This is a genomic window from Bacillus sp. FSL W8-0183 (assembly GCF_038006825.1).
GTDB classification, from domain to species: domain Bacteria; phylum Bacillota; class Bacilli; order Bacillales; family Bacillaceae; genus Bacillus; species Bacillus altitudinis.
This window is the reverse complement of sequence record NZ_JBBOVY010000001.1, coordinates 3523065-3536183: the sequence shown is the minus strand read 5'-3', so window position 1 is coordinate 3536183 and position 13119 is coordinate 3523065. Positions and strand designations below refer to the sequence as shown.

The 13119-nt window shown below is 38.6% G+C and carries 14 protein-coding genes; 7 read left to right on the top strand and 7 right to left on the bottom strand.

Annotated features, from left to right (window positions below; genetic code table 11):
- The first annotated feature begins 76 nt into the window (after positions 1–76).
- Positions 77–775 (top strand): VWA domain-containing protein, encoded by a 699-nt coding sequence (locus NSQ64_RS18640; RefSeq protein WP_008343379.1) that lies wholly within the window; start codon positions 77–79, stop codon positions 773–775.
- 80 nt (positions 776–855) lie between these two features.
- Entirely contained in the window at positions 856–1530 is a 675-nt protein-coding gene (locus NSQ64_RS18635; RefSeq protein ID WP_045034059.1) for a VWA domain-containing protein, read from the top strand.
- 51 nt (positions 1531–1581) lie between these two features.
- Here the strand turns inward: NSQ64_RS18635 and NSQ64_RS18630 are convergent, their stop codons facing one another.
- On the bottom strand, positions 1582–3930 hold the full coding sequence (locus NSQ64_RS18630; protein WP_341017746.1) for an FdhF/YdeP family oxidoreductase: 2349 nt from the start codon (positions 3928–3930) through the stop codon (positions 1582–1584).
- A gap of 82 nt (positions 3931–4012) precedes the next feature.
- Entirely contained in the window at positions 4013–5278 is a 1266-nt protein-coding gene (locus NSQ64_RS18625) for an L-lactate MFS transporter (RefSeq protein WP_341017744.1), read from the bottom strand.
- A 134-nt stretch (positions 5279–5412) separates the two neighbouring features.
- Between NSQ64_RS18625 and fdhD the strand changes: the two genes are divergently transcribed.
- Together fdhD and moaA are read left to right on the top strand one after the other, a co-directional pair.
- Positions 5413–6201: a formate dehydrogenase accessory sulfurtransferase FdhD gene (fdhD, locus tag NSQ64_RS18620; protein ID WP_024718748.1), complete on the top strand. Its 789-nt coding sequence runs from the start codon at positions 5413–5415 to the stop codon at positions 6199–6201.
- A gap of 10 nt (positions 6202–6211) precedes the next feature.
- Positions 6212–7219 carry a GTP 3',8-cyclase MoaA gene (gene moaA / locus NSQ64_RS18615; RefSeq protein WP_017360030.1) on the top strand — a complete coding sequence of 336 codons (1008 nt, stop codon included), beginning with the start codon at positions 6212–6214 and terminating at the stop codon, positions 7217–7219.
- A 253-nt stretch (positions 7220–7472) separates the two neighbouring features.
- Here the strand turns inward: moaA and rpsN are convergent, their stop codons facing one another.
- The 4 genes from rpsN to NSQ64_RS18595 all read right to left on the bottom strand — a co-directional run bounded on the left by rpsN (position 7473) and on the right by NSQ64_RS18595 (position 9748).
- Positions 7473–7742: a 30S ribosomal protein S14 gene (gene rpsN, locus NSQ64_RS18610; RefSeq protein ID WP_327861712.1), complete on the bottom strand. Its 270-nt coding sequence runs from the start codon at positions 7740–7742 to the stop codon at positions 7473–7475.
- A gap of 16 nt (positions 7743–7758) precedes the next feature.
- A complete protein-coding gene (locus tag NSQ64_RS18605; protein WP_041507895.1) occupies positions 7759–8955 on the bottom strand; it encodes a GTP-binding protein in 1197 nt (398 codons plus the stop codon).
- An 80-nt stretch (positions 8956–9035) separates the two neighbouring features.
- Positions 9036–9185 carry a 50S ribosomal protein L33 gene (rpmG, locus tag NSQ64_RS18600; protein ID WP_003214771.1) on the bottom strand — a complete coding sequence of 50 codons (150 nt, stop codon included), beginning with the start codon at positions 9183–9185 and terminating at the stop codon, positions 9036–9038.
- Between the two features lie 140 nt (positions 9186–9325).
- The gene (locus NSQ64_RS18595) at positions 9326–9748 is read right to left on the bottom strand and encodes a DUF5362 family protein (protein WP_007497598.1); all 423 of its coding nucleotides are present in this window, start codon (positions 9746–9748) and stop codon (positions 9326–9328) included.
- A 288-nt stretch (positions 9749–10036) separates the two neighbouring features.
- On the opposite strand from NSQ64_RS18595, the gene NSQ64_RS18590 reads away from it, so the two are divergent.
- Together NSQ64_RS18590 and NSQ64_RS18585 are read left to right on the top strand one after the other, a co-directional pair.
- Positions 10037–10231, top strand: coding sequence for a hypothetical protein (locus NSQ64_RS18590; protein ID WP_072367358.1), 195 nt, complete (start codon positions 10037–10039; stop codon positions 10229–10231).
- A 33-nt stretch (positions 10232–10264) separates the two neighbouring features.
- A complete protein-coding gene (locus tag NSQ64_RS18585) occupies positions 10265–10663 on the top strand; it encodes a hypothetical protein (protein WP_341017738.1) in 399 nt (132 codons plus the stop codon).
- A 48-nt stretch (positions 10664–10711) separates the two neighbouring features.
- Here the strand turns inward: NSQ64_RS18585 and NSQ64_RS18580 are convergent, their stop codons facing one another.
- Positions 10712–11221 carry a hypothetical protein gene (locus NSQ64_RS18580; protein WP_056704223.1) on the bottom strand — a complete coding sequence of 170 codons (510 nt, stop codon included), beginning with the start codon at positions 11219–11221 and terminating at the stop codon, positions 10712–10714.
- Positions 11222–11319: 98 nt separating this feature from the next.
- On the opposite strand from NSQ64_RS18580, the gene NSQ64_RS18575 reads away from it, so the two are divergent.
- Positions 11320–13119: an ABC transporter ATP-binding protein gene (locus NSQ64_RS18575; RefSeq protein WP_341017735.1), complete on the top strand. Its 1800-nt coding sequence runs from the start codon at positions 11320–11322 to the stop codon at positions 13117–13119.

Sequence of the window (13119 nt, the reverse complement as noted above, 5' to 3'; positions counted from 1 at the left end):
AGTCCTATACCATTCCAAGACAGAATATTTTACGATTAAGATGTTTCAATCAAATACATAAGGAGGAAGGAAAAGCATGTTGAAAAAAGTATTTACACTCGTAACCTTAGCTGTATTGACATTATCAATGTCAATCTCTTCACCAGTATTTGCAGAAGCAGCATCAGCCAAAAAACATAAGAAAGATGTAAGAGTGACGATCTTACTTGATGCAAGTGGAAGTATGGCAAGAAAAGTGGATGGAGAGCGCAAATTCGATTTAGCAAAACAAGAGGTATTTAAATTTGCTCAGTCTCTTCCGAAAGATGCTAAAATCCGTATGAGTTTGTTTGGGTCTGAAGGAAACAACAAAAACTCAGGTAAAGCCCAATCATGTGAAGTCATTAGAGGCGTTTATGGCGTTCAGCCTTATGAAAAGGATAGTTTCGAAAACTCTCTAAACGGTCTTGGACCAAATGGCTGGACACCGATTGCACGTGCTCTTGAAAGTGCAAAGCAAGCGGATAAGCAGCTTCATAAGGGAACAAAACACATTGTGTACTTAATTACTGATGGTGAAGAAACTTGTGGTGGAGATCCAGTAAAAGTAGCGAAAGAGCTTCATAACTCAAAGGGATCTACTGTAGTCAATGTGATTGGATTAGACTTTAACGATGGCTATGAAGGTCAATTGAAGCAAGTAGCTAAAGCTGGTAAAGGTCATTACTACCAAGCAAGCACTGGGAAAGAAATGGGTTCTATCCTTACAGCAGAATCATTAAAACTACACGAATAACTTGCTGAAGAAAAGGGAAACGATTGATTGATGCTTTCGTTTCTCTTTTTCTGTACAAATGAAAAAAGGGAGATTTTTTAATGAAAAGAAATATTATATTAACCATTTTAGCGAGTCTTGTTCTGCTTCTTTCTTCACCAGCTCATGCTGTAACGAAAAAGGAGCCTGCTCATGTGGTGATTTTACTTGATTTAAGCGGAAGCATGGCACAATCGGTTGAAGGCGAAAAGAAAATCGATATCGCAAAACGCTCGATCCAAAGTTTCGCAAGTATTTTATCAGAAGATACACAAGTCTTGCTTCGTGTTTTTGGTCATGAAGGAACGAATAAAAATGCAGGAAAAGCCGTTTCTTGTGCAAGTTCCGAAGCAGTTTATGGATTTGGAACATATGAGCAAGCAACCTTTCAACAAGCGCTAAATGTGTATGGTCCAACAGGCTGGACACCACTTGCCAAAGCATTAACTGATACGAAACAAGATTTTGAAGATCACCAAGCTAAAGGAAAAAATATTGTATATGTTGTCAGCGATGGTGAGGAAACATGTGGCGGAAGCCCATCACAAGCAGCAAAGCAATTACATGAAGAAGGTATTGACACAATCGTCAATATCATTGGCTTCGATGTAAATGAAAAAGAAGCAAAAAGTCTAAAATCTGTTGCCCAAGCTGGTGGTGGACAATATCAACCAGCAGCAAATGCAGAAGAATTGAATCATATTCTTCAAAAAGAAGCGAACTCTTTTGGTCAATAGGATGTGAATAGACAGCTGGGGAGAAACCCCCAGCTGTTTTTTCATAAAGGATCAATTTAAAGTCGTTTCCAATTCATCAATCCGTTTCTCCACGTAGTGCTGATCTTTTCTTGCATGAAAGGTTTCGGCTTTTTCTAATATCGCGGTGGTATTGTATTCTGGAATCTGGGAATAGCTTTCGTAAACTCCTTTTGGTATTAACACGTTTCCTTCAGGCCAATAAACTGCGATATTTCCACGTTTCAGCTCTCCGAATTGAGCAACTCCTTGGTAGGATCCATATTGATTAAAAAGGACAACGGGATCGCCTTCTTGGACGTAAAGCTCTTTCGCATCTTCTTCATTCATCAAGATAGAATGCCGCTTTCCACCATTAAAGGCATCCTTTTCACTGTAAATCATAGAGTTGAATTGCTTGCCTCGTCTTGTCGTGATATTGAAATGCCCCTCAGTTTTTCGGTATTGAGGCAGCTGTGCCGGGAGTAGGTGTCCTTTTCCATCCGGTGTTGGACACACCCCATCTTCGCAAAGCCATGCGCCACCCCATTGAAAGACATCCCCTTTATGACGCAAATGCTGGATCCCATCATAGTTCCGATTTGCGATGGCAATCTCACGACGAATGTCTTCAGCATGGTCAAAATGAATCAGCTTCGCGTCTTCTGGGCGAACTCTTTTTGCTAGGTCAATATAAATGTCCCATTCAGCTCTAGCTTCTTCAATGCGAGGTCCTTCAATTTCCGGACTGAAATACACCATGCGTTCCGTACTGGTTGATGTACCGCCGCCTGGCTGTTCATATCTTGTCATTGCAGGCAGAACAATCACAGTCTCTTCTGCTTCTACCAGTGTAGAGGTGTTCAAAATAATATCTTGATGGACACGGAGTTCAAGTTCGGATAGTGCTTTTTCAATCGCTTCTGGATTTGGCATCGTTTCTAAAAAGTTTCCACCGCTAGTAAACAGCATCTTCAGCTTTTGAGGGTGTTCTTTTGGAAGATCCATTTTTTCAAATGATTGCCCAATCGTGTCACCATGCCATTTTGGAATATCAAATCCCCATATCTTCTCGATTCTTTTAATATTCTCTTCATCAAAATCACTGCCGGGCAATACGAATGGATCAGCACCCATTTCGCCTGAACCTTGGACACCGCTATGGCCACGAATAGGCATAACGCCACAATGTTTTCTGCCAATAAATCCGCGTAACATGGCAAGGTTTGCGACTTGAGATATATTATCAGTTGCAAAGCGATGCTGAGTGAGACCCATACTCCAAATAAACACCCCTGAATTGGCATTGGCAAGCAGTACAGCGAATTCCTTCATTCTTTCTTTAGATAAGCCTGACGATGCTTCGAGATCCGACCATTTTAACTGAGTGACATGCTGCTTTACATCTTTTATGCCGGTTGTATGTGCTTGGATAAATTCATGGTCAAGAGCGGAATGGGGCGCTTGCTCCTCCATATCAAACCAATGTTTGATGACACCATTCATAAACGCAATATCGCCGCCTATATTGACTTGATAAAAATCATCCGCTATTTTTGTGCCGAATAAAGCACTTTCTGGGATAGAAGGGACCCAATATTTTTCCATTGCAGGCTCTTTATATGGATTGATGACAATGATCTTGGTTCCTTTCTTTTTAGCGGCGTACATATATTTAGTCGAAACCGGCTGGTTGTTTGCTGCAACAGAGCCCCAAAATATCAATACATCTGTTCCAATCCAATCACTGTAATTACAGCTGGATGCACCTATACCAAGGGAGCGTTTAAGAGCGGTTTTGCTTGGTGAATGGCAAATACGAGAAGCATTATCGATATGATTTGTTCCAATAAATCGCGCAGCTTTCGCCGCAGTATAGTACACTTCATTTGTAATCCCTCTAGCCGTTAAATAGAAAGCAAGCTGACGTTTATCAATTGATTTGATTTTAGCGGCGATTTGATCTAATGCATTATCCCAAGAAATGCGTGTAAAAGCATTCTCACCTTTTTTTCGAATCAGGGGATAAGGAATACGCCCAAGTTTTCGAAGAGACGTGCTATCCATTTGTTTGAGCCGCTCAATATCTTCGAACCATTTTGGATCAATAGCTGGCATTGTGTTAAGCCGTAGCACATTCAGTCTTGTAGTGCATATATGGGGTCCTGCTAGTGTTTGATCGTATAAACCTGATACACCAAGAGCACAGCCGTCACAAACGCCCTGAGTCAATATACGGTACGCATAAGGGAGATTATCTTTGTTCTCCCATGCCACTTTCATCGTGTCTCGAATGTGTTTCGGTTTTACTTTTCCGAGCCCCATAGGAGCAAAAGAGGCCCATAGCTTTGGTGAGGGTTTTTTGTTGAGTTTAATAGGCCCCTTGTGTTTTGTTTTTCCCATGATATCGTCACCCTCCTATCATTTTGTAAAGCGTTTTCATATCTAAAAATTACCTGTAGATTGTCATTCTGTCAAATTCATATTAAGAGCGGACCGTGACAGAAGAAGGAGCAGTAAGATTTGATTCACGAAGTTGTTTAATATCCTTCCGAATGAGAAGAGATATGATAAACGCAATGAAAAATAGGCCAGAGAAGACCATGAGACTTTGTGTGTAATTGCCTGTAATGTCACGAATAAAGGAGGAAAATAAAGGTCCTGCTAAACCAGCAGCGGCCCAAGCGGTGAGAATATAACCGTGTATGGCACCTAGCTGCTTCGTACCAAATAAATCTCCGATATAGGCTGGAATTGAAGCAAACCCTCCTCCGTAGCACGTATAAATGATCGCCATCACGATTGAAAAGATGGGCGGTTCTTTTAAGTAGGGAAGTAAGGGAAAAGCAATGAGCTGTATAGTAAAGAAAATCGTATACGTATTTGGCCTTCCGATATAATCAGAGAAGGATGCCCATCCGATCCGTCCTAGCCCATTAAAAGCACCTAAAATTCCAACAAGAGTAGCTGCTGCACCCGCCGTGAAACCAACACTTTCTTGAGCAAGCGGTGATGCTACAGAAATAATAGCAATTCCGCATGTGATATTAATAAAGAGCATGACCCACAAATAATAAAAACGCCGTGTTTTAATGGCTTCATTTGCGGTGAGCTGTGATAAATCTTGAGGAATTTTTCTTTGGCTTGTTTTTAGCACGTTAAATTGTTTGACATCATCAGGTGTTGGTGGTGATAAATAAAGAGATGAAACGACCATGATGATAAAATAAGAGATTCCGAGAATATAGAAGGTATTTGCAATATCAACTTTTTCAATGAGAAATTGAATAATGGGACTGCAAATCAGAGAAGCAAATCCAAAACCCATAATGGCTAAACCCGTTGCGAGTCCTCTTCGATCTGGAAACCATTTGACTAATGTTGATACTGGAGCAATATAGCCTACACCTAATCCGATTCCAGCGAGTACACCATAAAATAAATAGAGGAGAGGTAATGAAGACATGTGGACAGCAAACCCTGATCCAGTCATCCCAATGCCGAAGAAAATAGCTGAGAAGAGCCCTGATGCCCTCGGCCCATACTTTTCAACGAAATGCCCCATAAAGGCAGCTGATAAACCTAAAAATAAAATAGCGATGCTAAATGTCAGGCTTATTTCTGTTAATGACCATTGAAAGGTTTGATGTAAAGGATTCGTAAAAACACTCCATGCATAAACAGATCCGATAGATAAATGAATCCCCACAGCACTTGTAGCGATCAGCCAACGATTTTTTGTTTTATTCATTGTGTTCCCTCCATATAAAGCAAACAAAAAGTTTGATAAGATAGAAATATGTTACATTTTTATGACTTTTTAAAATAATATCACAATTCGTCTGGTTCATATAACTAAATTTGTGTTGAAAGGAAGATCAGATCATGAATCCTTCTGTTAAAACGAAACGGCGCATACACCAATATCGCAAAGGTCAAATGACATGTAAAACAGATGAAGTTGTAGAAGAATTCCCTTTAACCGTGCTGGTGAATGGTGAAGAGTTTGTCACACTCGTTTGTTCACCGGATCATTTGAAAGAATTGGTGATCGGTTTTTTAGCTTCAGAAGGAGTCATTCGATTTGAAAAAGAGATTAAAAGGTTTACAATAGATGAAAGTATGGGTTTTGCATATGTTGACTTACATCACACAACTCAGTTCCAATCCTCAGATTTTACAAAACGAGTGATCGGATCTTGCTGTGGGAAAGGAAGACATTTTTATTTTCTCCAAGATGTGAAGACGGCAAAAACAGCCATTGACCGAATCAGTATTTCTGCTGAAACTTGTATTCATTTAATGAAATGTTTACAGGAGGAAAGTCAGTTATTTCAACATACTGGTGGTGTCCATAATGCTGGACTGTGTGATACAGAAAAGCTATTCATCACTAGGACGGATATAGGACGGCATAATGCGTTGGATAAAATCTATGGATATTGTTTACTTCATAAAATCCCACTGAGAGATAAAATCCTTGTATTTAGCGGCCGGATATCATCTGAAGTTCTGTTGAAGGCAGCAAAATTAGGAGTATCAATCGTCATATCAAAATCAGCTCCTACTGAGTTAGCACTTAAAATGGCAGAAGAATTAAATATAACAACAGTTGGATTCGTAAGAGGAGAATCTTTTAATATCTATACTCATCATCAGCGTATTACAGAATAGGAGGCTAAGTATGGTCAGTATTTTGGATAAAAGACATCGACCATTGCGCGATTTAAGAATATCCGTAACAGATCGCTGTAATTTTAGATGTACGTACTGTATGCCTGCTGAAATCTTTGGACCAGATTATCCTTTTTTAGATAAAGAAGAGCTGCTTAGCTTCGAGGAAATTGAACGACTTGCTGCGCTTTTTGCAAAGGAATTAGGTGTGGTGAAATTACGTATTACAGGCGGTGAACCTTTAATGCGTAAAGATTTGCCCGTTTTGATAGAAAAACTCGCAAAAATTCCAGGTATTGAAGACATCGCGATGACAACCAATGGAACGCTGTTACCTTTGTACGCAGATAAGCTAAAGAAAGCAGGTTTGAATAGAGTCACCATTAGTTTAGATTCTTTAAATCCAGATCGTTTTAAGCAGATGAATGGAAGACACATCTCTATCCAAAAAGTATTTGATGGGATAGAGGCTGCAAAAAAAGCTGGACTTGCTATTAAGATCAATATGGTTGTCCAAAAAGGTGTGAATGATCAAGATATCTTACCAATGGCAGCCTATTTTAAAAAAGAAGGACACATTCTACGATTTATTGAATTCATGGATGTTGGCAATACGAATAAATGGAATCTCAAGCATGTATTGACGAAAAAAGAGATTATGGAGCTAATTCATTCAAAATACCCTATCAAACCAGAACCTCCTCGATATCAAGGGGAAGTAGCCAAGCGTTATTTTTATGAGGATGGGTCAGGAGAGATTGGCATTATTTCTTCCGTTTCAGATGCTTTTTGTGGATCGTGTAATAGAGCTAGACTATCTGCACGTGGCGAATTATTTACCTGTCTTTTTGCATCATCGGGTTTTGATCTGAGACGATTCATCCGTAATTCAGAAAATGATGAATACCTAGTGAACATATTGAAGGAACTTTGGTCAAACAGACAGGATCAATATTCAGCTGAGAGAGAGCAAAAGAAAGATCAGAAAAAAGTTGAGATGTCCTACATCGGTGGGTAATGACAACAAAGTATCATGATCATCGATTTTTGAAAAGAAGAGAAAATGCTATAATCACTGTTGAAAATCTTCTTTTAACATCAGGACAATCTTTCCTATAAGCTCGGTCCCATAAAAAAACAGCAGAGATTCTGCTGTTTTTTAAAATGCTATTTTGTACCTCAAAATTGACGGAGTAAGGATGAAAAAGAGATTTTTATTCATTTTGTCCTGCTTTACATTGACAGGAACTATGCTAAGATCAAATCAATCTTTACCAACTCGATTTTTTCACTCCTGGAATCTGTCCTTTATAGGCAAGCTCACGAAAAGCAATTCGAGACATTTTAAATTTTCTCAAGTAACCTCTAGGACGGCCAGTTAATTCACAGCGGTTTTTTAAGCGAGTGGGTGAAGAGTCTCTAGGTAGTTTCTGCAAAGCTTCATAGTCACCTTTTTCTTTTAGCTCTTTCCTTAATTGTGCATATTTCAAAACGAGCTGCTGCCGCTTTTTTTCTTTTGATATTTTTGATTTCTTTGCCATTTAAAACCCTCCTGGTTTAAGTGTGTATGTTCCATTGAAAGGGGTCTTCAAACGTTGTCCAATCTTGATCAAATTCTTCAGGTGTAAGTAAGCATTGATCTAGTGTACGAATAATATCTGCTTTAGGTAAATCTACACCGATAAAGACAAGTTTTGTATGTCGATCACCAAACTCTGCATCCCACTCATCTAGAATGTCTGGTTCCTGATTTAAGATCCGTGATCGTTCTTGCTCAGGCAAGGCAGCAATCCAGTATGCGATTGGTTCAATTGCCACAGATTTTCCGGCTTGTGAAATTAAAATGGTTAAATCATGATGTGTCGCTAGCCATGTAAATCCTTTCGCTCGAACGATTTGCTCTGGCATTTGATCTAACCATGCATTCAGTCTGCCAGTATGAAAAGGAAGCCTTCTTTCATAAACAAAAGATGAGATTTGGTATTCTTCTGTTTCAGGCGTATGCTGAGAGTGTCCAGCATTGATTTCTTTGATCCAGCCCGCAGAAGCACTAGATTTTTCAAAATCGAATAAACCAGTATTCAAAATATCACTAGGCTGTACGTTACCTTTAGAGGTTCTAATAATGGTTGCTTCTGGTTGAAGTTTAGTTAATACGTGCTCAAGCCGATCTAGTTCTGATGCTGATACAAGATCACATTTGTTGATAATGAGCACATCACAAAATTCAATTTGATCAATAAGTAAATCGGAAATCTCTCGTTCATCATCATCTGAAACTGCTTCTTTACGATCCAATAAACTTTCTCCTGACTGGAAATCTGTCCAGAAACGGTTTGCATCTACCACCGTTACCATCGTGTCTAATCTGCAAAAACGTGTCAAATCTATGCCCATTTCTTCATCAATGTAAGAGAAAGTTTGAGCGACAGGAATTGGTTCACTAATACCTGTAGATTCAATGACAATATAATCGATATTCCCAGCCTTACAAAGGCGTTCTACTTCAATTAATAAATCTTCTCTCAATGTGCAACAAATACAACCATTAGATAGTTCAACCAGTTTCTCATCTGATCGAGAGAGTTCGCCGCCTTGCTTAACTAATTCCGCATCAATGTTTATTTCACTCATGTCATTGACAATAACAGCTACTTTTAGGCCTTTACGATTCTGAAGAACATGATTTAATATCGTGGTTTTTCCAGCTCCTAAAAAGCCGCTTAAAACTGTGACAGGTATTCTTTTATCCATTTGTTTTAGTCCTTTTGAACATGCTCATTTTGTATGCCGCCTCACTTATATAGTAATGATTACGATTTAAATCTTAAAAATTATTTTGTTTCCCGATGAAGGGTGTATTTCTTTAATCGTGGAGAATATTTTTTTAACTCCAATCGGTCTGGATTCGTTCGTTTATTTTTTGTAGTGATATAGTTTCTGTCACCTGTTTCAGTACAGGCTAAGGTGATTTTCACGCGCATAATTGCTATAATCCTCCTTTATTTCGTAATGATTACGATTTGTATTTTAAAATGATAAAGGCTGATTGTCAAGTTTAGTATCAAGTCTATGCCAACTCAAATAAAAAAGGGGTATCGTATTTCATTGATACCCCTTTCTATTAATAAAAGTCACCAAGTTCTTCTTCGTAATAATCTTCGTACTGTTGGACATCGGTAGGGAGTTCTTGGAGGAAGGCTAGCCCGCCTAGTATAAACATCAAAACGATCGCGATGAATGAGAGAATAACGGCGGCAATACTTGAAATCGCAAACAGTGTTTGCATTTTCATCATCTTAGCATATTGTTCCAATAATTCTTCGTAAGAAGTATCAGGCGCTTGAATCAATTGTTCAGCTGCTTTCACGGATTTTTGGACATGTATTCCCATCATGATGAGAAAAACGCCAATGGCAGCAGGAAGAACAAGCCAAAACCCACTGAGGATGGATAGACCACCTGAAATATAGAGAAAGATGCTCCCAACCTTTCCCCACTTTGTTATTGAATGAAGAGATTGAATGATTTTCTCAGTTTGTTGCAATTGGGTTCACTCCTTTATGTATTCACTCTATATCATACTTGAGCAAGTAGTACTTTAGGAAGAGTGAATTGACCTTTTTTCTATCTTTCATTTACTTTTTATGGATAAATAAATTATTTTTGAATAAGAAAAAAGTAGCAATTACTACAATTCTAATCGATAAATTTTGTCATAAATAAGAAAAGTAGTTTGAAGTAATTAGAAAATTTATCAAAATATGTTGTTAGTTGTCTATTAATTGGTTATTATTGTATTGTATTACCATAAAAATTGGAAGGTGGAATTCATATGTTAGATCGAATTTTAAACAAAATGACCAATGTTCAACCTGCAGCTGCTAGATGTATTTTGCAAAGATTGGTAACTTCTTGCCAATCAGCACCAACTTGTTTCCTTCAAGGTGTTGGAACTTTCCGTTACTATGTGGATCGTGACACAGGTGAGATTTGTACTAGCCAAGAACGCGTTAAATGTGGCTGCTAAATCTAAGTATCTTATTTATTAGGGTGTGAACGCATGAGCATAACTCCAATTTCATTAGTAACAAATGCTATGCAGACGTCAAATAAGCGTCAAGCAGGCCATACATCAAATTCTTTTTTGACCCAAGCAGCGCAAATTGTTCAAGGCGACCATTCTCCAGAAGAGAGAAAGGCGTTATTTCAACAACTGACTTTAGTTCAGCAAGGAAAAGATTTAGAGCTTCATGTTTCTAAATTAAAGGAACTAGAGAAAGAGGTTCAAAAAGAGGGGTCTTCTTCTGTTACTGTGAATCAGCACGGTGATCAAGTTGACATTTCAAATGAAGCTCGCAGTGAGTTTGAACAAGCTGAGGAACAAACATCCGCTTCAAGCGAAGGTAATGAAATCGCTGCAGAGGAAAAAGGGAAGGATGTTCAGCCAAATTCACAATAATAAAAAATGAGGCATGTGTTTGATGCTCTTCACATGCCTCATTTATCTTTAGTTTGCAGCTAGTCTTGAATAAAGACCGTCTGGAAAAGGTGCTGCATATGAGATGGTATCATTTTCTTCTACCATGATGTAGAACGGAAACTCCTGAATTTGGAATGCGTTTATCAATTGTTCGTCTACCGGAATAATTCGCAAGTTTGTTTCGTGATCACGATATAATTCTTGGTCCTTTTTTTGCCCGTTTTTCAACAAAATACTCAATGAAACGTTTAGTTTACGCTGCTTTTTTGTTTCTAGGAATTGTTCGAGTGATGGAATGCAGTGCGGACATGCTGTGTCAGTGAAGATCAGTAATTGTTGTGTACGATTTGTTTGCAGCAGATCATTCATGTGAATGGGTGATGGCTGTTCGAGAAGTGGATGCGCAAGTTTCTGCCCCACGTGTTCTATAGGTAAGATGATAAGCTGCATCTGTTGTTTTAAATAGATGATAATTCCAGCCGTTAATAGAAGACTGCAAATCATAAGAGCGAGCTGTAAAAGAAAAATTGAATTCATCGTATATCGTCCTCTCAAAGTGAAGTTACGCAAAGCTATCATATTACAAATATCAAAAATATGTCAATTATACTAAATGGTGTAAGGTGGAGCATCTCATGAGTACAGTGAACCATTGTTTATATGCAATCTCCTATACTTGGAAAAAAAGTCGTTCTTATCTTCTTTTAACTTTGTTCATTCAAGTGATCGTTGGTTTTATGCCTTTGGCTAGTGTCTGGATTATTCAAACTTTGATTAATGAAATTATTTTATTTATGACGTCTTCAGGTGACATCCAAAAGGTTTTGTGGTTATTTGGACTGCAAATGGTCATTGTGATTTTAGGATATGGGCTTCAATTCATTCTTCAGCTTAGTCAACAGAAAGCTACAAATCTTATTGGTCTGCATTTGAAAGGTGAATTGCTTCAAAAAGCGATAAGACTGCCGTTTATTACGTTTGAGCACCCGTCCTTTTACAATGAAAGTCAACGTGTGATGAACAGTCATCAGCATGTTCTCAGTATGGTGAGAAGTATTTTTACAATGATGAGCGCGTTGATTACTGTTGTATCACTTCTTATCTATATGATCGGTATTCATTGGGGCTTAGCGGTCATATTGTTCTTGTTTACCTTGCCTGTATTATGGATTGAACTTTTCTTTGGAGGCGCACGTTATCGATTAAATCGTTTGTTAACGGCTAATGATCGAAGAGAAATGTATGTATCTGATCTCGTCGCGCAGCGAGATTCTTTAAAGGAAGTTCGTTTATATGGAATAGGGAATTATCTTCTTCAAAAGTGGAGAGGTCACTACGTTAAAAGTGCAGATGAAAAATATAATTTGCTGAAACGCCAAGTGCGCTGGGAGATGGCAGGCGGGTTGCTCATGACATTGGCCTATGTGTGCTGTGGTTTATTGATTGTCTTTCTTATTTTTCAAAAAAAATTAGCAGCGGGTACGTTTGTTGCAGTGCTGCAAGCTGTACAAAACATTCAAAGTGGGTTTCAAGATTTAACGAGGGAATGTTCTAGTTTATATGAAACAAGCCTATATATTGATGAAATGAGAGCTTTTCAAAAGAGAGAAGAGGAAATGCATGAACAGACAGAAGAGGCAGCGTCGCTTCAGGGAATTGAGCATATCCAGTCCATTACATTAGACAATCTCTCTTTTACTTATCCGAATATGAAAAAACCAGCGATTGAGCATATTCATTTTCATATGAATAAAGGTGAACGAATTGCATTAGTAGGTGATAATGGGTCCGGTAAAACCACTTTAATCAAATGTTTAACCGGCTTATATGATCCAGATCAACAGAATATGCACAAAGTCAATGGAGAGGATATTTCCACCATCCATAAAAAGACCTATCATGCGAGAATGGCTGTTCTTTTTCAAGATTTTATGAAGTACGAATTCACTGTGAGAGAAAACATAGGGTTTGGCCGTATTGATGATATAGAAGAGGAAGAGCGGTTGATTTCAGCCGCCCGTCAAGCAGGTATAGAGAAAAGAATTAATGCAATGGAAGACACATATGATGCGCAGCTAGGTCGTTTTTTTGAAGAGGGACATGAATTGTCTGGCGGACAATGGCAAAAGCTTGCGATGGCGAGAACCTTCTTTAGAGAAAGTGATTTTATTATTTTAGATGAACCGACCTCTGCTCTCGATCCATTGTCGGAGATCTCACTCATTCGAAAGTTGTTCGATCATACGCAGGATCAAGGTGTTTTGTTTATTACACATCGTATGGGAGCGGCCCGCTTAGCAGACCGTATCATCGTCATGAAAGATGGTGCTTTTATTGAAGAGGGTAACCATGATGAACTGATGGCATTACACGGAGAGTACAGAAGGCTATACGAGGCACAATCTCAACTATTTCAACAAAAGGAGATGGTGTAA